General features: G+C 47.2%; 34 protein-coding genes. 28 read left to right on the top strand and 6 right to left on the bottom strand.

Annotated features, from left to right (window positions below; translation table 11 throughout):
• Positions 1 to 138: 138 nt before the first annotated feature.
• A complete protein-coding gene (gene purQ, locus EWV66_RS11550; protein ID WP_052275659.1) occupies positions 139 to 825 on the bottom strand; it encodes a phosphoribosylformylglycinamidine synthase subunit PurQ in 687 nt (228 codons plus the stop codon).
• A gap of 85 nt (positions 826 to 910) precedes the next feature.
• Positions 911 to 1,168 (bottom strand): phosphoribosylformylglycinamidine synthase subunit PurS, encoded by a 258-nt coding sequence (gene purS, locus EWV66_RS11545; RefSeq protein ID WP_002794616.1) that lies wholly within the window; start codon positions 1,166 to 1,168, stop codon positions 911 to 913.
• A gap of 31 nt (positions 1,169 to 1,199) precedes the next feature.
• Here purS and EWV66_RS11540 point away from each other — a divergent pair, with 31 nt between their 5' ends.
• Positions 1,200 to 1,583, top strand: a complete 384-nt coding sequence (locus EWV66_RS11540) for a Fur family transcriptional regulator (RefSeq protein ID WP_002734059.1) — start codon at positions 1,200 to 1,202, stop codon at positions 1,581 to 1,583.
• Between the two features lie 85 nt (positions 1,584 to 1,668).
• Here EWV66_RS11540 and accD read toward each other — a convergent pair whose 3' ends face one another.
• Genes accD through EWV66_RS11525 form a run of 3 tightly spaced genes read right to left on the bottom strand, consistent with a single transcriptional unit; the run spans position 1,669 to position 3,699 of the window.
• Positions 1,669 to 2,619: an acetyl-CoA carboxylase, carboxyltransferase subunit beta gene (gene accD, locus EWV66_RS11535; RefSeq protein WP_052275660.1), complete on the bottom strand. Its 951-nt coding sequence runs from the start codon at positions 2,617 to 2,619 to the stop codon at positions 1,669 to 1,671.
• Positions 2,620 to 2,638: 19 nt separating this feature from the next.
• Positions 2,639 to 2,848 (bottom strand): hypothetical protein, encoded by a 210-nt coding sequence (locus EWV66_RS11530; protein ID WP_002746583.1) that lies wholly within the window; start codon positions 2,846 to 2,848, stop codon positions 2,639 to 2,641.
• A gap of 41 nt (positions 2,849 to 2,889) precedes the next feature.
• A complete protein-coding gene (locus EWV66_RS11525) occupies positions 2,890 to 3,699 on the bottom strand; it encodes a prepilin peptidase (protein ID WP_002787854.1) in 810 nt (269 codons plus the stop codon).
• Between the two features lie 245 nt (positions 3,700 to 3,944).
• Between EWV66_RS11525 and EWV66_RS11520 the strand changes: the two genes are divergently transcribed.
• Positions 3,945 to 4,247 carry a YkvA family protein gene (locus EWV66_RS11520; protein ID WP_052275661.1) on the top strand — a complete coding sequence of 101 codons (303 nt, stop codon included), beginning with the start codon at positions 3,945 to 3,947 and terminating at the stop codon, positions 4,245 to 4,247.
• Between the two features lie 135 nt (positions 4,248 to 4,382).
• Here the strand turns inward: EWV66_RS11520 and EWV66_RS11515 are convergent, their stop codons facing one another.
• Positions 4,383 to 5,042 carry a phosphoribosyltransferase gene (locus tag EWV66_RS11515; RefSeq protein WP_052275662.1) on the bottom strand — a complete coding sequence of 220 codons (660 nt, stop codon included), beginning with the start codon at positions 5,040 to 5,042 and terminating at the stop codon, positions 4,383 to 4,385.
• Between the two features lie 198 nt (positions 5,043 to 5,240).
• Here EWV66_RS11515 and EWV66_RS11510 point away from each other — a divergent pair, with 198 nt between their 5' ends.
• The 26 genes from EWV66_RS11510 (at position 5,241) to EWV66_RS11385 (ending at position 21,915) form a co-directional block, all read left to right on the top strand.
• Positions 5,241 to 5,726: a DUF4079 domain-containing protein gene (locus EWV66_RS11510; protein WP_052275663.1), complete on the top strand. Its 486-nt coding sequence runs from the start codon at positions 5,241 to 5,243 to the stop codon at positions 5,724 to 5,726.
• A gap of 188 nt (positions 5,727 to 5,914) precedes the next feature.
• A complete protein-coding gene (locus EWV66_RS11505) occupies positions 5,915 to 6,253 on the top strand; it encodes a P-II family nitrogen regulator (RefSeq protein ID WP_002787863.1) in 339 nt (112 codons plus the stop codon).
• A gap of 818 nt (positions 6,254 to 7,071) precedes the next feature.
• On the top strand, positions 7,072 to 7,710 hold the full coding sequence (gene rplC / locus EWV66_RS11500) for a 50S ribosomal protein L3 (RefSeq protein ID WP_052275664.1): 639 nt from the start codon (positions 7,072 to 7,074) through the stop codon (positions 7,708 to 7,710).
• Between the two features lie 20 nt (positions 7,711 to 7,730).
• Complete coding sequence (gene rplD, locus EWV66_RS11495) at positions 7,731 to 8,363, top strand: 50S ribosomal protein L4 (RefSeq protein WP_002757580.1); 633 nt, start codon at positions 7,731 to 7,733, stop codon at positions 8,361 to 8,363.
• The gene (locus EWV66_RS11490; protein WP_052275665.1) at positions 8,353 to 8,658 is read left to right on the top strand and encodes a 50S ribosomal protein L23; all 306 of its coding nucleotides are present in this window, start codon (positions 8,353 to 8,355) and stop codon (positions 8,656 to 8,658) included. Before rplD ends, EWV66_RS11490 begins: the two co-directional genes overlap by 11 nt.
• Positions 8,659 to 8,691: 33 nt before the next feature.
• Positions 8,692 to 9,525 carry a 50S ribosomal protein L2 gene (rplB, locus tag EWV66_RS11485; RefSeq protein ID WP_002746601.1) on the top strand — a complete coding sequence of 278 codons (834 nt, stop codon included), beginning with the start codon at positions 8,692 to 8,694 and terminating at the stop codon, positions 9,523 to 9,525.
• Positions 9,526 to 9,555: 30 nt separating this feature from the next.
• Positions 9,556 to 9,837 carry a 30S ribosomal protein S19 gene (gene rpsS / locus EWV66_RS11480; RefSeq protein ID WP_002753908.1) on the top strand — a complete coding sequence of 94 codons (282 nt, stop codon included), beginning with the start codon at positions 9,556 to 9,558 and terminating at the stop codon, positions 9,835 to 9,837.
• Between the two features lie 142 nt (positions 9,838 to 9,979).
• Complete coding sequence (gene rplV, locus EWV66_RS11475) at positions 9,980 to 10,339, top strand: 50S ribosomal protein L22 (protein WP_002746605.1); 360 nt, start codon at positions 9,980 to 9,982, stop codon at positions 10,337 to 10,339.
• Between the two features lie 23 nt (positions 10,340 to 10,362).
• Positions 10,363 to 11,091 carry a 30S ribosomal protein S3 gene (rpsC, locus tag EWV66_RS11470; protein ID WP_052275666.1) on the top strand — a complete coding sequence of 243 codons (729 nt, stop codon included), beginning with the start codon at positions 10,363 to 10,365 and terminating at the stop codon, positions 11,089 to 11,091.
• Positions 11,092 to 11,121: 30 nt separating this feature from the next.
• Positions 11,122 to 11,541 (top strand): 50S ribosomal protein L16, encoded by a 420-nt coding sequence (gene rplP / locus EWV66_RS11465; protein WP_002734310.1) that lies wholly within the window; start codon positions 11,122 to 11,124, stop codon positions 11,539 to 11,541.
• Complete coding sequence (gene rpmC / locus EWV66_RS11460) at positions 11,541 to 11,759, top strand: 50S ribosomal protein L29 (protein WP_002746608.1); 219 nt, start codon at positions 11,541 to 11,543, stop codon at positions 11,757 to 11,759. The genes rplP and rpmC overlap by 1 nt, the downstream gene beginning before the upstream one ends.
• A gap of 6 nt (positions 11,760 to 11,765) precedes the next feature.
• Positions 11,766 to 12,008, top strand: coding sequence for a 30S ribosomal protein S17 (gene rpsQ, locus EWV66_RS11455; RefSeq protein ID WP_002801923.1), 243 nt, complete (start codon positions 11,766 to 11,768; stop codon positions 12,006 to 12,008).
• Between the two features lie 20 nt (positions 12,009 to 12,028).
• On the top strand, positions 12,029 to 12,397 hold the full coding sequence (gene rplN / locus EWV66_RS11450) for a 50S ribosomal protein L14 (protein WP_002732358.1): 369 nt from the start codon (positions 12,029 to 12,031) through the stop codon (positions 12,395 to 12,397).
• A 72-nt stretch (positions 12,398 to 12,469) separates the two neighbouring features.
• On the top strand, positions 12,470 to 12,823 hold the full coding sequence (gene rplX, locus EWV66_RS11445; RefSeq protein ID WP_002777681.1) for a 50S ribosomal protein L24: 354 nt from the start codon (positions 12,470 to 12,472) through the stop codon (positions 12,821 to 12,823).
• A gap of 54 nt (positions 12,824 to 12,877) precedes the next feature.
• Entirely contained in the window at positions 12,878 to 13,417 is a 540-nt protein-coding gene (gene rplE, locus EWV66_RS11440; RefSeq protein ID WP_002734750.1) for a 50S ribosomal protein L5, read from the top strand.
• A 222-nt stretch (positions 13,418 to 13,639) separates the two neighbouring features.
• On the top strand, positions 13,640 to 14,041 hold the full coding sequence (gene rpsH, locus EWV66_RS11435) for a 30S ribosomal protein S8 (RefSeq protein WP_052275667.1): 402 nt from the start codon (positions 13,640 to 13,642) through the stop codon (positions 14,039 to 14,041).
• 104 nt (positions 14,042 to 14,145) lie between these two features.
• Complete coding sequence (rplF, locus tag EWV66_RS11430; protein WP_052275668.1) at positions 14,146 to 14,706, top strand: 50S ribosomal protein L6; 561 nt, start codon at positions 14,146 to 14,148, stop codon at positions 14,704 to 14,706.
• A gap of 3 nt (positions 14,707 to 14,709) precedes the next feature.
• Positions 14,710 to 15,072 (top strand): 50S ribosomal protein L18, encoded by a 363-nt coding sequence (gene rplR, locus EWV66_RS11425; protein ID WP_002746610.1) that lies wholly within the window; start codon positions 14,710 to 14,712, stop codon positions 15,070 to 15,072.
• Positions 15,073 to 15,098: 26 nt separating this feature from the next.
• On the top strand, positions 15,099 to 15,620 hold the full coding sequence (rpsE, locus tag EWV66_RS11420; RefSeq protein WP_052275669.1) for a 30S ribosomal protein S5: 522 nt from the start codon (positions 15,099 to 15,101) through the stop codon (positions 15,618 to 15,620).
• Positions 15,621 to 15,630: 10 nt separating this feature from the next.
• Complete coding sequence (gene rplO / locus EWV66_RS11415; RefSeq protein ID WP_052275670.1) at positions 15,631 to 16,074, top strand: 50S ribosomal protein L15; 444 nt, start codon at positions 15,631 to 15,633, stop codon at positions 16,072 to 16,074.
• Positions 16,075 to 16,323: 249 nt separating this feature from the next.
• Positions 16,324 to 17,643, top strand: a complete 1,320-nt coding sequence (gene secY / locus EWV66_RS11410; RefSeq protein WP_052275671.1) for a preprotein translocase subunit SecY — start codon at positions 16,324 to 16,326, stop codon at positions 17,641 to 17,643.
• A 70-nt stretch (positions 17,644 to 17,713) separates the two neighbouring features.
• Complete coding sequence (locus tag EWV66_RS11405; RefSeq protein ID WP_052275672.1) at positions 17,714 to 18,280, top strand: adenylate kinase; 567 nt, start codon at positions 17,714 to 17,716, stop codon at positions 18,278 to 18,280.
• An 807-nt stretch (positions 18,281 to 19,087) separates the two neighbouring features.
• Positions 19,088 to 19,774, top strand: coding sequence for an ATP-dependent Clp protease proteolytic subunit (locus tag EWV66_RS11400; RefSeq protein WP_002746650.1), 687 nt, complete (start codon positions 19,088 to 19,090; stop codon positions 19,772 to 19,774).
• A gap of 35 nt (positions 19,775 to 19,809) precedes the next feature.
• Entirely contained in the window at positions 19,810 to 20,409 is a 600-nt protein-coding gene (locus EWV66_RS11395; protein WP_002734165.1) for an ATP-dependent Clp protease proteolytic subunit, read from the top strand.
• A 166-nt stretch (positions 20,410 to 20,575) separates the two neighbouring features.
• Positions 20,576 to 21,217, top strand: a complete 642-nt coding sequence (locus EWV66_RS11390; protein WP_052278375.1) for a discoidin domain-containing protein — start codon at positions 20,576 to 20,578, stop codon at positions 21,215 to 21,217.
• Between the two features lie 383 nt (positions 21,218 to 21,600).
• Positions 21,601 to 21,915, top strand: coding sequence for a DUF1622 domain-containing protein (locus tag EWV66_RS11385; RefSeq protein WP_287107797.1), 315 nt, complete (start codon positions 21,601 to 21,603; stop codon positions 21,913 to 21,915).
• Positions 21,916 to 22,095 lie beyond the last annotated feature (180 nt).

Here is a 22,095-nt window from a genome sequence, read left to right as displayed (position 1 = left end):
AATAAGGATTAAATTGCCTAAAGTCGGTAAATAGACCATTTAATTGATTATTATTCATTTTTAATTCTCCTGACTACTGACGACCGGCTACTGACTCCTGACCCTAACAACAATTTTTGATTTTTACAAGAGGTCTAGTCAACAACAATTGATCAACTCCTGAAATAACAGACTCCCATCGGTCAAATTGAGCATCAGATCGGCGGCGCGTTCGGGATGAGGCATCATTCCTAGCACATTTCCTGCTTTATTGGTAATTCCTGCAATATTATTTAACGAACCGTTGGGATTTCCCGACTCATTTACCTCTCCTGTGGGAGTACAGTAACGAAAGAGAATTTGTCCGTTATCCTCCAGAGATTTTAACGTATCTTCTGCGGCATAATAACGCCCTTCCCCGTGAGCAATCGGCAAATTAACCACCTGTTGTGGTTGATAGCCTCGCGTCCAGACAGATTGATTATTTTCCACTTTTACCGGCACTCGATCACAAATAAAATGTAAATCGCGATTACGAATTAACGCACCGGGTAGCAGCCCAATTTCCGTTAATACCTGAAAACCATTACAGATGCCTAAAACTAATTTACCTTTTTCGGCTTCTTCTCGGACAGTTTTCATCGCTGGCGAAAATCGAGCGATCGCACCACAGCGCAAATAATCGCCGTAACTAAATCCCCCCGGCACCACAATCACATCCACATCCCCTAGATCCGTCTCTTGATGCCAAATATAGCGGGTGGGTTGCTGAAAAATACCCTCTGTCACCGTTGCCACATCTCGATCGCAATTCGATCCGGGGAAAACAATAATCCCAAACTTCATAATTTTTAACTTGGTTAAGTTTTTTAGCAGAAGGTGACAGATAAATTTTAATTATTTGCCCTACCTCCCGTCTTCTGACTTCTATCTACTGACAATGCAAATCAAAGCGATAATTTTCAATTACAGGATTAGCCAATAGTTGATCGCACATTTGATCCAATTGTTCGCGGGCGCTGGTTTCGTCCGCTGCTGTCACGGTAAGCTCAATATACTTACCAATTCGCACCCCGGCCACAGTATCATAACCTAATTGCTTTAATCCCGACTCTACCGCTGTACCCGCCGGATCGAGAACCGAAGGGCGCAGAGTAACATAAATACAGCACTGATAATTTTTTGGCATAGAATTAACTTTGATCGCTGACCTTTTTGATATGAAATCCCAACGCACCCGATCGCAAGAGCGCATTATCCACTTACTCAAAACCTTAAATCGGGCAGTATCCGCTCAGGAATTGTTTGTGGAACTCCGTCAGCGTGACCAAAACATGGGGTTAGCCACTGTTTACCGCGCCCTAGAATCCCTAAAATTACAGGGTGCAGTGCAGGTGAGAACCCTAGCCACAGGAGAATCCCTCTACAGTTCCGTTCAGCAGGATCAACACCATCTTACCTGTATTCATTGCGGTCGGTCTATCGTCTTTAATGAGTGTCCCGTTCATGAATTGGAAGAAAAACTCGAAAAATCCCACCAATTCAAGGTTTATTACCATACTCTCGAATTTTTTGGACTTTGCGATCGCTGTCAACCCAGTTAAGTAAGCTGTACTACATTTAAACTGCCTATCGGGTGAATTTAGTACAAATGCTCAGACTTTCAACTCCAGTGCCGTCTTACAGGGATTAAACTGTTGTTTGTCCCTGGGCTGTTTTCAGGGGGATTAACTCTGGTTGACTGTAGTGATGATGACTGTTGAGGGGGGATAACAAGGGGAAAAAGGGCTGATGTAAACTAATTAATTGAGCGAGGGTTTTCTTGAGATGGGTACGGGGAACGATCGCATCGACAAACCCGTGTTTTAATAAGTATTCCGATGTTTGGAACCCTTCCGGCAATTTCTCGCGCAAAGTCTGTTCAATTACCCGTTTACCGGCAAAACCGATAGTAGCCTTCGGTTCAGCGATAATAATATCTCCCAACATGGCAAAACTGGCCGTGACTCCTCCCGTGGTGGGATTAGTCAAGACGGGAATATACAGTAATTTTGCCTCCCGATGCCGGTTAAGAGCGCCAGAAATCTTGGCCATCTGCATTAAACTTAACATTCCCTCCTGCATTCTCGCCCCGCCGGAAGCGCAGATGATCACCAGGGGTAAACTTTCATCGGTAGCTCGTTCCGTCAAACGACAGAGTTTTTCTCCCACCACCGATCCCATGCTACCACCCATAAAACGGAAGTCCATCACCCCTAAAGCTAAGGGTAAACCATCGATCGTCCCCATTCCCGTCCGGACAGCATCCGTCAGACCGGTTTTTTCTTGGCTTTCTCGGATGCGATCGCTATAGCTTTTCCGATCGCGAAATTTGAGCGGATCCGTCGGTCGAATCTGTTCATCGAGGCAATTCCAAGTATTAGCATCCACTAACTGGCGAATTCTTTCTTCACTTTCCACCCGATTATGATGACCGCAATCGAGACACACCAGTTGATTAGCTAATAAATCCTTCGTATAGGCCAAAACGCCGCAATTTGGGCATTTTGTCCATAAACCATCGGCTATTTCTCGTTCCTGTTGTTGTTGAACCTTGGGTTCTGTTTTTTGGCGATTTGCAAACCAATCAAATAGAGACATAGTTTAAAATAAAGATAATTTATCGACTTTCTTCTAGAGGACTTAATAACAAAAGCGCTGTCCAGCGATCTTGGGGACGGACTTGTAGGGCGGCCTGATGCCCCTGGCCGCAATAAATACCAGGGCCAATAGCGATAACGCGACTGGGGATGTCGTGAGCTTTGAGCATTTCCTGTAGCCAATCGGCTTCCCAACTACTGGGGGTTGTTCTAATGGTGATCCAAGACACGGAAGACTATTGTATCAAGATTTAATTACAGGATAACTTTTTTACAAGAAAGGGAAAAAAATGGTTTGATAGGCTGAGATGATCTTATCACTCCAAAATACACTCATCAGAGCGCCGAGGGCAAGAAATGGACCGAAGGGTATAGCTTGTTTTTTCCCCATTTTACCGAGAAAAATGCCCGTCATCCCGATGGCCGCCCCGATAGCGCAGGCCAAAAAAGCGGTGACTAATAATGCTTGCCATCCTAACCAAGCACCGATCATGGCCGCTAATTTCGCGTCCCCTCCCCCCATGGCCTGTTGTCTGAGGGCAAAACTTCCCCCCCACCGGATCAGATCGAATAACCAGACTCCTAAAACCGCACTAGCGATCGCTGAAAAGAGATAGATAACAGTTTGATTATTTTGCCAACCCAAGAGAGTCTGAAAAACTATCCCTAAAACTAATCCCGATTGGGTGAGGGAGTTAGGAAGCGTCATCGTGTCAAAATCAATCAAAGCTAAAGCTAATAACCAACTGAGGAGAATCCAATAGCCGAGGGTCTGCCAAGAAAAGCTAAAATCTCCTAAAACCAGACAAAATAATAAACCGGTAAAAGTTTCGATCGCTGGATAACGGACAGAAATCGGGGTTCTACACCAGCGACAGCGACCCCCTAGCCATAACCAGCCTAAAACGGGTATATTCTCGCTTTTCCCCAACCTATGGTGACATTTCGGACAGTGGGAAGGAGGATAAACTAGAGATATCCCCTGAGGTAATCTATAGATGACCACGTTTAAAAAACTGCCCACCGAGGCACCAAAAGCGAAGACAAAGGCAAAAGTAACTAGATGAAAGAGGGTTTCCATCCTTAAACTGGCAGATAATTGATTAGTTTGTCATCGCCTATTATAGGGGAAAAGATGCCACTATCTCCCCTCTTAAGCATCCAGTAATAATACTTCAGGCTCATCCCTAAAGGTGAATTTTCTTCGGGGCATTTTTAGTGGATAATTAGCGGGGATAACCCTACATAATGGGGGGCAAAACCCCACTATCACCCCCAAGTGGAACCTGACACAATTAAATTATCCCAGTCAGCGAGGACAAATTAATGAAACCGATTGTTGAATCTTTTTACAACTGGTACAGCGGCAAAATCAGTCACCCTAAATATCGTTGGATTATCATTCTGGGAACTATGGTTTATCTTTTTAGTCCCCTCGATATTTCTCCTGACGTTTTCCCGATTATTGGTTGGATCGATGATGGGATCGTCCTCACCCTTTTAACCACGGAATTATCGCGATTAGTTCTTGATTATCGCACTCGCCGTCCAGGAGGAGTCAAGAATCAAACCGAAGTTTCTTCCCCAACCAATACCGTTGATACCGATGCCGTAGAAGTCAAAAGTTAGAACTCTGAAGTCTCAATTTTGACTTCTGAATTCAGGAGATTGCTGTTATTTACTCTCCCCCCGCAACGCACACGAAGTGGTCTCCCCACTTCCCACTCCCCACTTCCTAATTCATAATTCATAATTCATAATTCCCTAAACTGGAATCAAAGAACTATCGACGCTGGCTAAAAGTGTTTGCACCTCCTCATCGCTGGTTTGGGAAAAATCTTCGTACCAAAGAGAAATTGATCTCAATTCGTAGGGTTTATGTAGGCAAATTACTCGATCGACTAATTTTTCTAATTGATCACAGACTTCCGGTGGGGCAACAGGAACAGCAATAATAATAGCAGCGGGATTCCCAGCTTTAAGGGTCAGAATCGCCGCTTTAATCGTTGCTCCCGTAGCGATCCCATCATCTACTAGAATAATCGTTTTTCCCGCCAAGACTGGAAAGGGGCGTTCACCTCGATACAAGCGATCGCGTCGCTCTAATTCGAGCATTTCTTCCTTTGCTACCCGTTCCATCATCGCCTCCGATAGGTGCAAGTCGTCAACGATACTTTCATTGATTACCCGCACCCCATTTTGACCGATCGCCCCAAAAGCTAACTCTTTGCGCTCCGGTACACCTAATTTTCGCACCAAACACAGATCTAAAGGCAAGTGTAACCTTTGGGCAATTTCAAAGGCGATCGGAACCCCACCCCGGGGCAAAGCCAAAACTAGCACCCCAGCACTATTGGTATATTCTGTCAAGTAACTAGCTAATAGTCTCCCAGCCGACCGCCGATCTTTGAGCAGATAAGTCATAACTCCCTCCTAGGGGCTAATCCCCGTGGAGATCCCTAGTCTCCCCTGACTCTATTCTATATTTCTCCGCTCATCTCTAGCTGAAATGTTAAGAAATTTAGCGAAGGCTTGACATTTTTTCGGCTAACCGCAGTTTTTCCAGTCCGGAGATCGGCTAAAATCTTAGGCAAAAGGGTTTTGTAAAGTTAGGTAACAAACATGAATCAAAGTTTAAGTGATGCGCTAGAGCCGATCGCCGCTGCCTTTCGCAGTCTCGGAACTCCCGAACCGATCGTTCATTGGGGACATCCAGTCATGATGGGGATTGTGGTTTTAGTTATGGGTAGTTATACTGCCTATGCCGGTTGGCAAAGCCGTTTAAGCCAAGATGGGGAAGTAGTAGCCAAAAATCGGGCTGATCACCGCAAACTCGCCCCTTGGCTGTTTTTATTTATCGCTCTCGGTTACACCGGTGGTGTTTTATCCCTAGTCATGCAGAAACATCCCATCCTCGAAAGCAGCCATTTCTGGACAGGATCGATCGCGATCGGTTTATTAGCTTTCAATGGATTATTATCCCTCACTGGCTTTGCTGGCGGGAAAAAAGAACTTTTACGGACTATTCACGCCTATATCGGCAGCATTGCCCTGATTTTACTGCTAGTTCACGGTGTTTTCGGTCTTCAGTTGGGATTATCTCTCTAGTTGGTTTATTTATGGCTTCGGGTGGGCTATTTCCCACCTGGAAGTTTTTCACGGTGGAAGACTGTGGCCAAGGAAAATAATTGAAGAAATCATGACTTTAAGCGCTATTGTCGGGATTCTGCGTTTAGAATTAACAGTTAATTTACCAAGAAAGTAAAGTATCGTCACGCAACGAGGAGATAGATATTTTGAAGAAAGTAGAAGCGATTATCCGACCCTTTAAACTGGAAGAGGTGAAAATCGCCCTAGTTAATGCGGGCATTGTCGGGATGACCGTCTCCGAAGTTAGAGGTTTCGGTCGTCAGAAAGGTCAATCGGAACGTTATCGCGGTTCCGAGTACACCGTCGAATTTCTCCAAAAACTCAAGATCGAGATCGTCGTCGAAGATAAGCAAGTCGATATGGTCGTCGATAAGCTGATTTCGGCAGCCCGTACCGGTGAAATCGGAGACGGTAAAATCTTCATCTCCCCCGTGGAACAGATCGTCCGCATCCGTACCGGCGAAAAAGATCTCGAAGCGATTTAACCTCCAAACAAGGGATGATAGTACAATGCTGTCATCCCCCCCATTGAAGGCAATTCCCATCAAGCAGTGTAACCTAATTTGATATCGACCACCAACGACCGATTCCCCCAAACAAAAACTTTGTACCTCACCATTAAGATAAATACTATAATTGCAATCTGCTGAATATCAGTTTAAGCCTTGCTAGAAAAGAGTTTTGCGAATTTTTGGGCTAAAAAAGTACCAGAAACTTGAAGGGGTGACAAGCAGATTGAAAGTGAAACAGGGTGTGGGGGGTAGGGAAAAACCTTGAGACTTTCCCCGAAATGAAGACGAGAGAATTAAGTTAATCAATTTGAAGGGTGACAGCGAGAAGATTTTCCCAGAACCCCACAGCCTAGACCCTGCACCCAGCCTAGACTTTAACCTCATTGTCACCCCTTCCTTCAGCCAGACTAGATATGATCATTTCCGGTGACTAAAAAAACCTCTTGCCTAAAAAGTCATAAATATTATATAATGTTTGATCGTGGCCAAAATCGGTGTTAGGTGGTGCTAAAGGCACTGCCGAGCAGAACCACCTTGGTCGCTCGGTCTTCGCCGGGATACTGAAGATAAACCCTTTAAGTCCCCAAGAAACAAAGACCAGCAACAATCTAGGCAGAACCAGCAACCCTGTCTAGTCCTACTTACGAATCTAACGGGATGCCAGCTTAAATAACTCGAAAAAAGTCATTCAAGTTGGGCAGGCTGATAAAGCGGGAAAGATTTTTCCCGCTCCTATAGCCACGGCCACGTTATTTTTGATTGTCGTCTAGTAAAGATAAAGAGAACAATCCGTGTCTATCGGTATCCTCGGTACAAAACTGGGCATGACCCAAATCTTCGACAACAAAACGGGAGTCGCCATTCCCGTCACCGTCGTTCAAGCCGGTCCGTGTCCCGTCACCCAAGTCAAAACTAAAAAAACCGACGGTTATGAATCCATCCAAGTGGGGTACAAAACCGTCAAAGAAAAAGCCCTCAACAAACCGCTGCTCGGTCATTTAGCCAAAGCCGGTGTCTCCCCCCTGCGGCATTTAATCGAATACCGCATCGAGGACGCATCCGCTTACACTTTAGGACAAGAAATTACCGCCGCTATCTTCCAAGAAGGCGATTTAGTCGATGTGGCTGGAACCACCATCGGACGGGGTTTCTCCGGCTATCAAAAACGCCATAACTTCAAACGCGGTAACATGACCCACGGTTCCAAAAACCACCGTCTCCCCGGTTCCACTGGTGCCGGTACTACCCCCGGCCGCGTTTTCCCGGGTAAGAGAATGGCCGGACAATACGGATCAACCCAAGTGACCATCCGCAAACTGTCCGTGGTCAAAATCGATAGCGAACGCAACCTGATCCTGATCAAAGGAGCCGTCCCGGGTAAACCAGGAACCCTGTTAAACATCACCCCCGCCAAGAAATTTGGTAAATAGGGCAAGGAAAGATTAAAGCCATGGTTAACTACACAGTCAAAAATTGGCAAGGGGAAGAAGCGGGAACAGGCACCCTGGAACTGAAAACCGCTAAACCCGAAACCGCCAAACATCTAATTCACCGCGTCGTCGTCAGCCATCTAGCGGCGGCCCGCCAAGGTAATGCCTCCACCAAAACCCGCTCGGAAGTGCGCGGCGGTGGTCGCAAACCCTGGCGGCAAAAAGGCACCGGTCGCGCCCGGGCTGGTTCGATCCGTTCTCCCCTCTGGCGTGGTGGCGGTGTCATCTTCGGACCAAAACCGAGAGATTTTGAGGTTAAGGTCAATCGCAAAGAGAAAAGATTAGCCCTGAGAACCGCTTTGATCAGCCAGTCCGATAACTTTATCGTTGTTGAAAGCTTCGCCGAACAGTTCTCCCAACCCAAAACTAAAGAACTCACCGCTGCCTTAAGTCGCTGGGGAGCCAGTCCAGAGGAAAAAATTCTGCTGATTTTGACGGAAATTCCCGAAAATGTCTATTTATCGGGACGTAATATCTGCAATCTCAAAATTATTCGCGCCGATAGTCTCAACGTCTATGATGTCATCCTAGCCGATCGAGTTATCGCCACCGCCGCAGCCCTAGCTAAAATTGAGGAGGTCTATGGTGCTTAAAACTGAAGCCAGACAACTCGCCGATCTGATCCTAAAGCCGATCGTGACCGAGAAAGCCACCCTACTCCTAGAACAAAATAAATACGTCTTCGATGTCGCCTTGAAAGCGACTAAGCCGGAAATTCAAGCGGCGATCGAATTGCTGTTTGACGTGAAAGTAACGAAAGTGAACACCAGCCGCCCCTCTCGTCAGAAAAAACGCGTCGGCCGTTTCCTCGGTTACAAACCCCAATACAAACGCGCGATCGTGACCCTAGCGCAAGGCGACTCGATCGCCCTCTATCCCGACGTATAACCACCAAGAAACCCGATAACGGAAAACTAAACTATGGGTATTCGTTCTTTTAGACCCTTAACCCCCGGGACAAGGCAGGCGGCCATCTCCGACTTTAAAGAGATCACCAAAACCGAACCGGAAAAGTCCCTAACTCATCGCAAACACAGCAAACAAGGGCGTAATAATCGCGGTGTCGTTACCAGTCGTCACCGGGGCGGCGGCCATAAACGCCTCTACCGGATTATCGATTTTCGTCGCGATAAACGGGATATTCCCGCCACAGTAGCGGCGATCGAGTACGATCCTAACCGTAACGCCCGCATTGCCCTGCTTTTCTACAAAGACGGGGAAAAACGCTACATCATCGCCCCCGCCGGTTTAGGTGTTGGTGATACCGTCATCGCCGGAGAAAACGCTCCCTTCGAGGTCGGTAATGCCCTACCCTTAAGTCGCATCCCCCTAGGGACAGAAGTTCATAACATCGAACTCGTCCCCGGTCGCGGGGGTCAAATGGTGCGGGCTGCTGGTGGTTTCGCCCAAGTGGTAGCCAAAGAAGGCGATTACGTTACCATCCGCCTCCCCTCCAAAGAAGTACGCATGATCCGGCGTGAATGCTACGCCACCATCGGAAAAGTCGGTAACGCCGAAGCGAGAAACATCAGTCTCGGTAAAGCCGGTCGTACCCGTCACCGCGGTCAACGCCCCCATGTTCGGGGTAGCGTCATGAACCCAGTGGATCACCCGCACGGAGGTGGAGAGGGTCGCGCTCCGATCGGACGTTCCGGCCCGATGACTCCCTGGGGTAAACCCGCCCTCGGTCGCAAAACTCGCAACAAGAAAAAACGCAGTAGCGATCTGATCGTGCGCCGTCGTAACCAGGGTTAGAAATTATTACTTTACTTTTGACTGAAAATTATGGGTCGTTCACTGAAAAAGGGGCCATTTGTCGCCGGCCACCTGATGGAAAAAATCGAAAAACTCAACGCCCAGGGCAGTAAACAAGTGATTAAAACTTGGTCCCGGGCCTCGACAATCATTCCCGATATGGTCGGTCACACGATCGCCGTTCACAACGGCAAACAGCACGTTCCCGTCTATGTTTCCGAGCAGATGGTCGGTCATAAACTCGGTGAATTCGCTCCCACCCGCACCTTCCGCGGCCACGCCAAGAGCGACAAAAAAGCAGGACGGAAATAGATCAGCCGATACTCCCTCAGTCGTCAGCTAGATAGTGGCCTCTGAGCAAGGCCGAAGAGTCGTGACCATAAATCACCGAGACTGATAACTGATGACTGATGACTGATGACTGATAACTGATAACTGATAACTGATAACTGAAATGACCATCGATACCTCTAACGAAGTCAAAGCGATCGCCCGCTATATTCGGATGTCACCCCTGAAAGTCAGACGGGTACTCGATCAGATCCGCGGTCGCTCCTATCGGGAAGCCCTAATTATTCTCGAATTTATGCCCTACCGGGCCTGTGATCCGATTCTGAAAGTCCTGCGTTCCGCCGTTGCCAACGCCGAAAATAACGAAGGACTCGATCCCGCCACTTTGGTGGTTAGCCAAGCCTTTGCCGATGGCGGACCGACCCTAAAACGTTTTCGACCCCGGGCCCAAGGCCGCGCCTACCAAATTCGCAAACCCACCTGTCATATCACCGTCGCCGTCGCTCCTAGCAACAAAGACTAATCACCTTAACTAAAAAAACCACAATGGGACAAAAAATCCATCCCCTCGGTTTTCGTCTCGGCGTTATCAAAGATCACAAATCCTGCTGGTATGCCGACGCGAAACGTTACCCCGAATTAGTGCAAGAAGATCGCCGCATTCGTGAATACGTCGAAAAAAACCTCGCTAATGCCGGTATCGCCGATATTCGCATCGAACGCAAGGCCGATCAAGTAGATATCTCCATCCACACCGCTCGCCCCGGGGTCGTCGTCGGTCGTGGTGGCACGGGAATCGAACAGCTGCGCCTAGGTTTACAAAAAACCCTCGGTAGCCAGCGTCAAATTCGCATTAACGTCATCGAAGTGGCTCGCGTTGATGCCGATGCCAACCTGATCGCCGAATACATCGCCCAGCAACTAGAAAGACGGGTTTCCTTCCGTCGTGTGGTTCGGCAAGCCATCCAACGGGCGCAAAGGGCCGAAGTCAAAGGGATCAAAATTCAAGTTAGCGGTCGTCTGAACGGGGCAGAAATCGCTCGGACTGAATGGGTGCGGGAAGGACGAGTTCCCCTGCATACCCTGCGGGCCGATATCGATTACTCCTATAAAACCGCCAGCACCATCTACGGGATTCTAGGGGTGAAAGTTTGGATCTTTAAGGGCGAAATTATCCCCGGTCAAGAAGAAATTGCCGCCGCCGTTCCCGCTCAAGCACCGCGCCGTCAACAGCGTCGCCGTCAACAGTTTGAAGATCGCTCTAGTGAGGGCTGATCCCTAATATTTATCAGTGGTAAATAGCTCATGTTAAGTCCCAAAAGAACAAAATTCCGCAAACAACAGCGCGGACGGATGCGCGGGCTGGCCACCGGCGGAAATACGATTAATTTCGGCGATTTCGCCCTGCAAGCCACCGAACCCTGTTGGATTACTTCCCGTCAAATCGAAGCCGCCAGACGGGCAATGACTCGTTATATTCGTCGGGGTGGCAAAATCTGGATTCGCGTTTTTCCCGATAAACCCGTCACCCAACGAGCCGCAGAAACTCGGATGGGTTCCGGGAAAGGTTCCCCCGAATTCTGGGTGGCCGTGGTTAAACCGGGGTTCATTATGTTTGAAATTGCCGGGGTAGCCGAACCGGTAGCCCGGGAAGCAATGCGCCTAGCCGCCCAAAAATTACCGATTAAGACCAAATTTATCACTCGCGAGGAGGATTTTGTCTAATGGCTCTGCCGAAAATCGCCGAAGTGAGGAAGATGAGCGATGACGACATCGCTGATGCTATCCTCGATGCCAAAAAGAAACTGTTTGAATTGCGTTTGCAACAGGCCACCCGCCGCTTGGAAAAAACCCACGAATTCAAACACACCCGCCACCGTCTTGGCCAATTATTGACCGTAGAACGGGAGCGCCAACTAGCCCAGTCCACCCCGGAGGCATAACCCGTTATGGCAGTTAAAGAAAGAGTTGGGGTAGTGGTCAGCGACAAAATGGATAAAACCGTAGTGGTAGCCATTGAAAACCGCTCTCCTCACCCTAAATACGGCAAAATCGTCGTGAAAACCCAGAAATTTAAGGCTCACGACGAAGAAAATCAAGCCAAACAAGGCGATCGAGTTCGTATTCGTGAAACCCGCCCCCTCAGTAAAACCAAACGTTGGCAAGTGGCGGAAATATTAACCGATAATTAAATTTCACCTAGGTAAAAACCGTGATTCAACAACAAACCTACTTAAATGTCGCTGACAATAGCGGGGCGCGGAAACTAATGTGTCTGCGGGTGCTGGGAACAGGTAACTGTACCTACGGTGGCATCGGTGACAAAATTATCGCCGTGGTTAAGGACGCTATCCCCAATATGCCCGTGAAAAAATCCGATGTGGTCACTGCGGTGATTGTGCGGACCCGTCAAACCGTCCGTCGCGATAGCGGCATGAGCATTCGTTTTGATGATAACGCCGCCGTGATTATTAATAATGACGGTAATCCCAAAGGTACTAGGGTTTTTGGTCCTGTCGCTCGGGAATTGCGCGATAAAAACTACACCAAAATTGTTTCCTTAGCCCCAGAAGTTCTCTGATCAAAGTGAAAAGTACCAAGGCAATTGGCTGATGGCTAGTCTAAAACTTTTCACACTTTGAGGTCAAAAAAAATGAGTAAGAAAAACATTCAAACCCCACCCCAAAGGCAAAAAATGCACGTTAAAAAAGGGGATGTCGTTCAAGTAATCGCTGGTTCCGATAAGGGCAAAGTGGGCGAAATTTTACGCGCTTTGCCCCAAGAAAGTACCGTGGTGGTCAAGGGAGTTAATATCCGCACCAAACATACTAAACCCCAACAGGAAGGAGAATCGGGTCAAATCCTTACCTACGAAGCACCGATTCACAGTTCCAAAGTGATGCTTTATTCCGAGAAGAAAAAAATCGCCAGTCGGGTGGGTTATACCTTTACCGAAGACGGTCGGAAAGTGCGGATACTGAAGAAAACTGGCGAAATTATTGATTAGTTTCCCATCAATTCTAGTTCCTGACCAAGCCCAGGAAAAGTAAGCAGAAAAACTATGAGCCAAAAACTAAAAACCACCTATCAAGAAACCATTGTTCCGAAACTGAAAGAACAATTTGGTTATACCAATATCCACCAAGTACCTAAAGTTATCAAAATTACTGTTAACCGCGGTCTTGGGGAAGCTTCACAAAACGCCAAAGCTTTGGAGTCTTCCAAGGAGGAACTGTCCACCATCACCGGACAACAACCGGTAGTGACTAGAGCTAAAAAAGCGATCGCTGGTTTCAAAATTCGCGAAGGAATGCCCGTGGGAGTGATGGTGACACTGCGCGGCGATCGAATGTACGCTTTTTTAGACCGTCTAATTAATCTGGCCTTACCACGTATTCGCGACTTTCGCGGTATCAGTGGTAACAGTTTTGATGGTCGTGGTAACTACAGTTTAGGCATTCGTGAACAGTTGATCTTCCCTGAAATTGAATACGACAAAATCGATCAAATTCGTGGGATGGACATCTCAATCATCACCACCGCTAAAAACGACGAAGAAGGACGCGCCCTCCTCAAAGAGATGGGAATGCCCTTTAGATAAATCAATCAAGAGAAAAGTCAACAGTGACCAGTAAATAAGTGATCAGTGAACAGTAAACAGTGAACAGTACACAGTACACAGTGATTCAGTCAAAAGACAGCAGGAAACTGCTATTTAATACTACTCACTTAATACTCAAATCTGATAACTGATAACTGACCACTGATAACTGATAACTGACCACTGATGTTGATCCCAATTTAGGAGAAAAACAGGTAATTCATGTCTGCTAACGATACCATCTCGGATATGCTGACCCGCATCCGTAACGCTTGCGCGGTTCGGCAGACCACTACTCAAATTCCCACCACGCGGATGACGCGCAGTATTGCTCAAGTTCTCAAGAACGAAGGCTTTATTGCTGACTTTGAGGAAGTGGGTGAGGGGATTAAATCTCAATTAGTTCTTTCCCTCAAATATAAAGGCAAAAACCGTCAACCGATCATTACTACCCTCACCAGAGTCAGTAAACCGGGACTGCGAGTTTATTCCAACAGTAAAGACTTACCGCGCGTCCTCGGTGGCATTGGCATCGCCATTGTTTCCACCTCTAGAGGCATTATGACCGATCGCGAAGCCCGTAAACAAAACGTTGGCGGCGAAGTCCTTTGCTACATCTGGTAAACAAGGATAAGCTATCAGCCGTCAGCCTTCCCCAGTTTAAACCCGATAGCTGACCCACTGATAACTCTTCCCTGATAACTGATAACTGATAACTGATAACTGTTATGTCTCGTATTGGCAAACGCCCGATTCCTATTCCCAATAAAGTCACCGTCGATATCGATGGTGCTACCGTGACGGTGAAAGGACCCAAAGGAACTCTCCAGAGAACCCTACCCACCGCCGTCACCATCAATAAAGATGGCGAAACCCTGCTCGTTACCCGTCAAGACGATTCGCGTACCGCCAGAGAACGCCACGGACTCTGTAGAACTCTAGTAGCCAACATGGTGGAAGGAGTCGCTACCGGCTTTCAAAAACGCCTCGATATCCAAGGGGTAGGCTACCGCGCCCAGGCGCAGGGTAGTAAATTAGTTCTCAACGTCGGTTACAGTAAACCCGTGGAAATGGAGATGCCCGATGGTGTTTCCGTCGCCGTAGAAAATAATACCCAAGTTATCGTCAGTGGCATCGACAAAGAAGCGGTCGGTAACATTGCCGCTAAAATCCGCGAAGTTCGTCCCCCCGAACCTTATAAAGGAAAAGGGATTCGCTATCTTGGTGAAGTCGTCCGTCGCAAAGTTGGTAAAGCTGGCGGTAAAGGCGGTAAAGGAGGTAAAAAATAAACCATGAAACTTAGTCGCAAAGAATCAGTCCGTCGTCGTCACCAGCGTGTGCGTCGCAAAATTAATGGCACTGCTGAACGGCCGCGTTTATCCGTATTTCGTTCTAATAACCACATCTACGCCCAAATTATCGACGACGTAGCCCAACATACCCTCGCGGCCGCTTCTACCCTAGAGGCCACCTTGCGCGGGGAATTAGAGTCCACCGCTACCCAAGAAGCCTCGGCTGCCGTGGGTAAACTGGTGGCCCAACGGGCCCTAGAAAGAGGCATTGAACAAGTGGTTTTTGATCGCGGTGGCAATCTCTATCACGGTCGCGTCAAAGCCTTAGCAGAAGCCGCTCGGTCAGCCGGCTTAAACTTCTAAAATATCCTTTCAACACTGATAAAACTATGGCAAAACGTCGCAAAGGCAACCGCGAAAAAGAAAAAGAAACCACTTGGCAAGAGCGGGTCATCCAGATCCGCCGGGTTAGTAAAGTGGTTAAGGGTGGTAAAAAACTCAGTTTCCGGGCCATCGTCGTGGTCGGTAATGAAAACGGCCAGGTGGGAGTGGGAGTTGGCAAAGCAGGGGATGTTATCGGGGCCGTCCGTAAAGGCGTGGCCGATGGCAAAAAACAACTAATTGAAGTCTCCTTAACTAAGGCTAGTTCTATCACTCACCTCACCCGGGGTGCTTCCGGTGGCGCTCAGGTGCTTATGCGTCCAGCTGCTCCGGGGACTGGGGTTATTGCTGGGGGTGCTGTCCGTACCGTTTTAGAATTAGCTGGGGTGAAAAATATCCTCGCTAAACAACTCGGTAGCGATAACCCCCTCAATAACGCTAGAGCCGCCGTCAACGCCCTGGAAACTCTCCGCACTTTCTCCGAAGTTGCTAAGGATCGAGGCGTATCTATAGAACATTTGTACACATAGAGAAATCACCATGAAACTCCACGAAATCGCCCCCCAACCGGGGTCAACTAAACGCCGTCGTCGTGTGGGACGGGGTGTCTCGGCCGGCCAGGGCGCTAGTTGCGGTCTGGGAATGCGCGGACAAAAATCTCGCTCTGGGACAGGGACTCGCCCCGGTTTTGAGGGGGGACAAATGCCCCTCTATCGTCGGGTGCCGAAATTAAAGCATTTTCCTTTGGTTAACCCCCGTCAATACACGATCGTTAATCTGAAAAAATTAGCTTCTTTACCCGCTAATACGGAAGTTACCTTGGAAAGTCTCCTAAAAGCTAACATTCTCACCAGCAACGACGGCCCTTTAAAAGTTCTGGGTGATGGTGAAATTACCGTTCCCCTCAAGGTGAAGGCCGCCGCTTTTAGCAATAGTGCTAAAGAGAAAATTACCGCCGCTCAAGGTACTTGGGAAAAGATATAAATTTCCCCAGGAGATTACAAGAAGCAGGCGGGGAACGGGCAGCAGCGAGTTTTTTGCTGTGTGCAGTAAACAGTAATCAGTGAACTGAAAACTCACATCTGATGACTGATAACTGATAACTGATCACTGATAACTGAAGACTGGATTGCTATATCATAAGAAAGACAGGGGAAATCTTAAAAAAATCGAGAAAGTTTTCCCCCTCGATTACTTTTTCCCATAAAAAAACTGCACTAGAGGTAACTGTTAATGGTCGTCAGTCGTGATAAGGCTCCCACGGCACAGGAAACGTTTATGCAAATGGCACAGGCGGCCGGTTTACGCGGTCGCTTGTTGATTACATTGGGTTTACTGATTCTGCTCCGTTTTGGGATGTTTGTACCGATACCCGGTTTGGATCGGGCAAGATTAGCAGAAATTATTCAAGGTAACGCCGCTTTGGGAATCCTTGACCTGTTTACCGGGGGAGGATTATCGACGTTAGGGATTTTTGCCCTCGGCATTCTTCCCTATATCAACGCCTCAATTATCGTGCAACTGCTCACCGCTGCCCTTCCTTCTTTGGAAGATTTACAGAAAAATGAAGGGGAGGCAGGACGGCGAAAAATTGCCCAAATTACCCGTTATATTGCCTTTGGTTGGGCAATTATTCAAAGTATCGGTATTACTCTCGGTTTATTGGTGGCTAACGGCGTTGTGGCCGGAACTTTACCCTCGATCGCCGCTACGGTTCTCGCTTTAGTGGCCGGTTCTATGTTCGTGATGTGGATTTCGGAACTGATTACGGAACGCGGTCTGGGAAATGGAGCATCTTTGCTGATTTTTGTCAACATTGTCGCTGTTTTACCGAAAACCCTCGGTGATACGATTACTTTTGCTCAACAGGGTGGCCGACAAGCGATCGCTCAAGTGGTGATTCTCTTGCTGGTTTTCTTGGTGATGATTATCGGCATTGTTTTTGTTCAGGAGGGAACCCGTCGGATTCCGATTGTTTCTGCCCGTCGTCAGGTGGGTCGTCGTCTCTATCGGGAAAGAACCAGTTATCTACCCCTACGACTCAATCAAGGGGGCGTGATGCCGATTATTTTCGCCTCCGCAGTGTTGGTCTTACCTTTTCAATTGGTGCAAGCTTTACCCACGGATAACCCCGTCGGTCAGGTTTTAGTCCAGTTGGTTAATGCCCTGCGTCCCGATAGTTGGGGTTATGTGGCTTTTTATAGCTTACTAATTCTCGGTTTTAGTTTCTTCTACGCTTCCCTGATCGTTAACCCCAAAGATATGTCCCAAAACCTGAAAAAAATGGGAACCAGTATTCCGGGGATTCGTCCGGGGACCGCTACTACTAATTATCTGGAAGGGGTGCTGAATCGTCTCACCCTTTTGGGCGCTCTCTTTTTAAGTTTGGTGGCTACGATTCCGACTTTGGTAGAAAGCGCCACCGGTGTCACCACTTTTCGCGGTTTGGGGGCAACTTCCCTGTTAATTCTGGTGGGGGTGGCGATCGATACGGCGAAACAAATTCAAACCTATGTCATGTCTCAACGCTATGAGGACATGATTAAAAAGTAGTTAGATAGTTAACCAGTGACCTTTTAGCGGTTACTGGTTGTTTTTTACCTTAAAACCCTATATTTAATCCATGAGCAAACGGATCGGTGTGATATTTTTGGGACCGCCCGGATCGGGAAAAGGAACCCAAGCGGCAAAATTAGCGGAATCTCTGACGATTCCCCATATTTCTACCGGTGAAATTTTACGTCAAGCAATTACAGAGAAGACAGAACTTGGTCAGCAAGCACAAGCTTATGTGGAAAAGGGCGAATTAGTCCCCGATGAGTTGTTGTTAGGTTTAATTCAGGAACGTTTAAAACAGCCTGACAGTGCTAAGGGTTGGATTCTTGATGGTTTTCCCCGCACGGTGGCACAGGCGAGCTTTTTAGACGCATTACTGGAAGAATTGGCCGATAGTTACACATTTGTGGTCAATTTGGCTGTACCAGATACGGTCTTAATTGAGCGTCTGATGCAACGGGGTCGTCAAGATGATACTCAAGAAACGATCGCCCGTCGCCTACAGGTTTATATCGACCAAACTGCCCCCGTTTTAGATTATTACGGTCAAAAAGGGACTCTTAACCATATCGACGGTAATCAACCGCTGGACGCGGTTACGGCGGCTTTAACAGCAGTTGTCACTCCTGGGTAAAGTTTCCCTCATTCAGTCATCAGTGATCAGTAATCAGTGATCAGTAATCAGTGATCAGTAATCAGTGATCAGTTATCAGTAATCAGTTATCAGTCATCAGTCAGTAAGTAGTCATGCAAAATTAATTACCTGCCCGATCGAGCTAAAACCCTTACGGGGCAATGATCGTCATGTGTAAATAATTTTGCCTAGGTACTTAAAAATTAGAAAGTCGATCCTTGTACAGCAACATTTTTGAAGATTATCAACTACTAATAAATAATTAACTGAAAGTCCCTCCCATTATTGTTTCTATCGTTTGTTTTCGGATTTATGCAAGAGGTCTATCACCACTTTTTATAAGTTTTTTATATCAAACAAGCTTTAATAGTTGAGAATATTTAAATTTACATTTCGCAATATTTATCTTTTCTTAAGAATTTAATGAGAATTATTCTCATTTGTTTACGAGGTTGCAATACTTCCAGCGATTATGGTATAATTTCGCAGTATGAAATGATAGGCTTATCCGTGCTTTTTTGGGTTTTTAGCTGTCTGTTGATTCTGAAAACCCTTGCTAAATCTACACTCACCTATTTGGGAACAGCAATAAATGGGGGTTAAAGAGCCTTTTAAAACCCAACCCGTTGATCAATTAATTGTGTAGTTTTGTTGCAAAGAGAAAGTTTTTTTGACAAAAAGAACAAAGTGTGCTGCCACTGGATTGAACTTAGTGTCAACATTCATCCCGTCGCGCTCAAGGGAGGGACTTCTGCTGACACTAAGTTAAAATCAAAAGCAGGATACTGTGTATGACGGAAAAACTCGATGAACTCAGTGATTAAAGCGGTACAAACTGCCTATTATGGGGATGCAGCCTATCGGACACCACCACCAGACTTGGAATCTCTCCTGCTCAAAGAGAGAATTGTCTATCTGGGGTTGCCCTTATTTTCCTCCGATGATGTCAAGCGCAATGTCGGGGTGGACGTGACGGAATTAATTATCGCGCAACTGCTTTACCTGCAATTTGACGATCCCGAAAAACCGATTTTCTTCTATATCAACTCTACCGGCACATCCTGGTACACCGGCGACGCGATCGGCTACGAAACCGAAGCTTTCGCCATCTGTGACACCCTCAACTACATTAAACCTCCCGTTCATACTATCTGTATCGGGCAGGCCATGGGAACTGCAGCGATGATTCTTTCCGCAGGAACCAAGGGTTTTCGCGCCTCCTTACCCCACGCTACCATTGTTCTCAACCAAAATCGCACCGGGGCCCAAGGACAAGCCACCGATATCCAGATTCGTGCCAAGGAGGTAATCGCCAACAAACAGACGATGTTAGAGATTTTCTCGAAAAATACGGGGCAAACCACCGAAAAACTGGCGAAAGATATGGATCGCACCTTCTATCTCACCCCACAACAGGCGAAAGACTACGGATTAATCGATCGCGTTCTCGAAAGTCGCAAGGAACTGCCGAAACCCCTCGCCCAAGTTAGTTAAGATTTATTACAAATTAGCAGGAGTTGTTACCAATTATGCCTATCGGTGTGCCAAAAGTTCCCTACCGTCTGCCGGGTAGCCAATACGAACAGTGGATTAGCATTTACAGCCGTCTTTCGGTGGAACGCATTCTTTTTTTAGGACAGGAAGTCACCGACGGGTTAGCCAATGCCCTTGTGGCCCAAATGCTTTATCTCGACTCAGAAGACCCCACCAAACCCATCTATCTCTATATCAACTCGCCAGGGGGTTCCGTTACCGCCGGTATGGCCATCTACGACACCATGCAGTACATCAAAGCGGAAGTGGTGACTATCTGTGTGGGATTAGCGGCCTCTATGGGGGCATTTTTACTGGCTTCTGGTAGTCCGGGTAAGCGTCTCGCTCTTCCCCACGCGCGGATTATGATTCACCAACCCATGGGCGGAACCGGGCGCCGGCAAGCGACGGATATCGACATTGAAGCTAAGGAAATCCTGCGTATTCGCCAGCAATTAAACGAAATTATGGCTAATCGCACCGGACAAACCATCGAACGTATCGAAAAAGACACGGACCGCGATTATTTCCTCTCCGCCGAGGAAGCTGTCGCCTACGGTTTAATTGATAAGGTGGTGGAGGGAAGACCGGCTTAAGTCAGCCATAGGTTAGAACAGGTTTCTCGCCTGTTCTAACCTTTTTTTCTGATAATCAACCTGACTTCTTTACCATAAAAAACGGGAAAAAACTGTATCAAAATTAGCAGAAATGGGCAAAAAAAAAATAAACTCGTTTCCGTTAATTATTGAAGGAAATTTGCCGATGAAACTCGCCATTAAGCCCCTTGTTTTATCCACTGCCAGTTTAGGGTTAATATTTGGGGTGGCACAAAACGCCCAAGCCGCTCTGATTACTGGAGTTACTGCTTCCACCGATATGGGTGTTATTAATCCTGCTGATGTTAATATAGCCGATACTGTCAATGGAAGAGGGTTGCCAGGTAATACACCAAGTCTGACGGGGAATCATGCTACGGCAATTGGAGGTAATGCTTGGCTGTCAGCGCCGAACATTGTCACTGGTAATGTCACTTTCAATCTCAATGGCAGCTATAGCCTCGCTGGTTTTAGCTTCTGGAACTTCAATCGGGACATCTTCACTGGGGGAATTAAGGGCGTAACTGTTCAATCCTCCACCGATGGTACGACTTTCACTACTGTAGCGGGCGCTCCTACTCAGTTTGCTATCGCAGCTAACGCTCCTATAGCTCCAGAAGTGATCAGCTTTTCTCCGGTTACTGCGTCCTTTGTCCGATTTGTTGTTGCTAGTAACTGGGGATTCTCTTCTAGCGGCTTCTCTGAGGTTCAATTTGATGGAACTCCCACTCCCGTCCCTGAACCTTCTTCCTTGCTTGCTCTGTTAGCCTTTGGTTTAGCGGGTGTTGGTTTCAGAAAAAGAATGTAATCTTGAGATGGTAGGTTGGTTTATAGGATTCGTGGCAAGAGACCAACCTACTTACTTAGGGCTTGCTGAATAAATGTGAAATGTAGGTAAGGTGAGGGTTTTGTGGCTTTTCTCGCCAAACAGGTGCAAGATTTTGAGAGAATCGTGCTTCCAAACCTTGCGTTTTCATCGGCCCGCGTCCTGTAGGGGCGAAGCATTCGGGCAATAACCTATCGGTGAAACTAGAGATTTTCTATCCGAATGCTTCGCCCGTACTTTTTCAGCAAACCCTACTTAAAGCAATCAAAATCGTTGTCAACTGTTGCCTTGGGCGCTAAGATTGGGTTAATGGCTTTTCTGGGGATTTTCTGGCGGGTTTCTGTGCTTGGACAATCAGGGAAGAAATGGAATTTTTAGCAACTTTAGAAACAGGCTTGATCTCTGCTGTGGCAATCATCAAGTTTTGCCTAGAAAGTCTTTCAATCGCTTGTGTGGTGATCGGATTAATTAAAACCCTACAATTAGCTTGGCAGTCTAATCGTCACCGTCGCAGTCTTCCCCCTTTTTCCTTCAATCAAATTCGCATTCGTTTCGGTACTTGGCTATCTTTAGCCCTAGAGTTTCAGTTAGGTGGAGACATCGTGGCTACCACTGTCACACCTACTCTAGAAGCCTTGGCAAAACTCGCCCTCATCGCTATTATCGAAAATTTGGGTTAAAACCCCGTCGTTTTACGACGGCTTTTCCTGATTTTCAATGTAGCACTTAAGAACTTCCAGGGGCGCACCTCTCAGTTATCAGTTATCAGTTATCAGTTATCAGTGGGTAAGTTATCAGTTATCAGATGTGAGTTTTTAAGTGTGCAGTATTAAATAAGTAGTCGTGCAAAATTAATTTCC

Source organism: Microcystis sp. M_OC_Ca_00000000_C217Col (genome assembly GCF_007095585.1).
GTDB classification, from domain to species: domain Bacteria; phylum Cyanobacteriota; class Cyanobacteriia; order Cyanobacteriales; family Microcystaceae; genus Microcystis; species Microcystis panniformis.
Note: the sequence above shows the minus strand (reverse complement) of the source record. Positions and strands in the feature narration are given on the sequence as shown.

Coding starts and splice junctions, on each gene's coding strand:
- EWV66_RS11395 (WP_002734165.1), top strand. CDS start 19,810: ATGCCTATCGGTGTGCCAAAAGTTCCCTACCGTCTGCCGGGTAGCCAA.
- accD (WP_052275660.1), bottom strand. CDS start 2,619: ATGTCTCTATTTGATTGGTTTGCAAATCGCCAAAAAACAGAACCCAAG.
- rplP (WP_002734310.1), top strand. CDS start 11,122: ATGTTAAGTCCCAAAAGAACAAAATTCCGCAAACAACAGCGCGGACGG.
- EWV66_RS11540 (WP_002734059.1), top strand. CDS start 1,200: ATGAAATCCCAACGCACCCGATCGCAAGAGCGCATTATCCACTTACTC.
- rplB (WP_002746601.1), top strand. CDS start 8,692: ATGGGTATTCGTTCTTTTAGACCCTTAACCCCCGGGACAAGGCAGGCG.
- purQ (WP_052275659.1), bottom strand. CDS start 825: ATGAAGTTTGGGATTATTGTTTTCCCCGGATCGAATTGCGATCGAGAT.
- rpsQ (WP_002801923.1), top strand. CDS start 11,766: ATGGCAGTTAAAGAAAGAGTTGGGGTAGTGGTCAGCGACAAAATGGAT.
- rplR (WP_002746610.1), top strand. CDS start 14,710: ATGAAACTTAGTCGCAAAGAATCAGTCCGTCGTCGTCACCAGCGTGTG.
- EWV66_RS11520 (WP_052275661.1), top strand. CDS start 3,945: ATGAAACCGATTGTTGAATCTTTTTACAACTGGTACAGCGGCAAAATC.
- EWV66_RS11390 (WP_052278375.1), top strand. CDS start 20,576: ATGAAACTCGCCATTAAGCCCCTTGTTTTATCCACTGCCAGTTTAGGG.
- rpsC (WP_052275666.1), top strand. CDS start 10,363: ATGGGACAAAAAATCCATCCCCTCGGTTTTCGTCTCGGCGTTATCAAA.
- rplV (WP_002746605.1), top strand. CDS start 9,980: ATGACCATCGATACCTCTAACGAAGTCAAAGCGATCGCCCGCTATATT.
- rpsE (WP_052275669.1), top strand. CDS start 15,099: ATGGCAAAACGTCGCAAAGGCAACCGCGAAAAAGAAAAAGAAACCACT.
- rplF (WP_052275668.1), top strand. CDS start 14,146: ATGTCTCGTATTGGCAAACGCCCGATTCCTATTCCCAATAAAGTCACC.
- EWV66_RS11405 (WP_052275672.1), top strand. CDS start 17,714: ATGAGCAAACGGATCGGTGTGATATTTTTGGGACCGCCCGGATCGGGA.
- rpsS (WP_002753908.1), top strand. CDS start 9,556: ATGGGTCGTTCACTGAAAAAGGGGCCATTTGTCGCCGGCCACCTGATG.
- EWV66_RS11515 (WP_052275662.1), bottom strand. CDS start 5,042: ATGACTTATCTGCTCAAAGATCGGCGGTCGGCTGGGAGACTATTAGCT.
- EWV66_RS11385 (WP_287107797.1), top strand. CDS start 21,601: ATGGAATTTTTAGCAACTTTAGAAACAGGCTTGATCTCTGCTGTGGCA.
- rplD (WP_002757580.1), top strand. CDS start 7,731: ATGGTTAACTACACAGTCAAAAATTGGCAAGGGGAAGAAGCGGGAACA.
- rpmC (WP_002746608.1), top strand. CDS start 11,541: ATGGCTCTGCCGAAAATCGCCGAAGTGAGGAAGATGAGCGATGACGAC.
- rplE (WP_002734750.1), top strand. CDS start 12,878: ATGAGCCAAAAACTAAAAACCACCTATCAAGAAACCATTGTTCCGAAA.
- EWV66_RS11490 (WP_052275665.1), top strand. CDS start 8,353: ATGGTGCTTAAAACTGAAGCCAGACAACTCGCCGATCTGATCCTAAAG.
- rplX (WP_002777681.1), top strand. CDS start 12,470: ATGAGTAAGAAAAACATTCAAACCCCACCCCAAAGGCAAAAAATGCAC.
- EWV66_RS11525 (WP_002787854.1), bottom strand. CDS start 3,699: ATGGAAACCCTCTTTCATCTAGTTACTTTTGCCTTTGTCTTCGCTTTT.
- secY (WP_052275671.1), top strand. CDS start 16,324: ATGGTCGTCAGTCGTGATAAGGCTCCCACGGCACAGGAAACGTTTATG.
- EWV66_RS11400 (WP_002746650.1), top strand. CDS start 19,088: ATGAACTCAGTGATTAAAGCGGTACAAACTGCCTATTATGGGGATGCA.
- EWV66_RS11510 (WP_052275663.1), top strand. CDS start 5,241: ATGAATCAAAGTTTAAGTGATGCGCTAGAGCCGATCGCCGCTGCCTTT.
- purS (WP_002794616.1), bottom strand. CDS start 1,168: ATGCCAAAAAATTATCAGTGCTGTATTTATGTTACTCTGCGCCCTTCG.
- rplO (WP_052275670.1), top strand. CDS start 15,631: ATGAAACTCCACGAAATCGCCCCCCAACCGGGGTCAACTAAACGCCGT.
- rpsH (WP_052275667.1), top strand. CDS start 13,640: ATGTCTGCTAACGATACCATCTCGGATATGCTGACCCGCATCCGTAAC.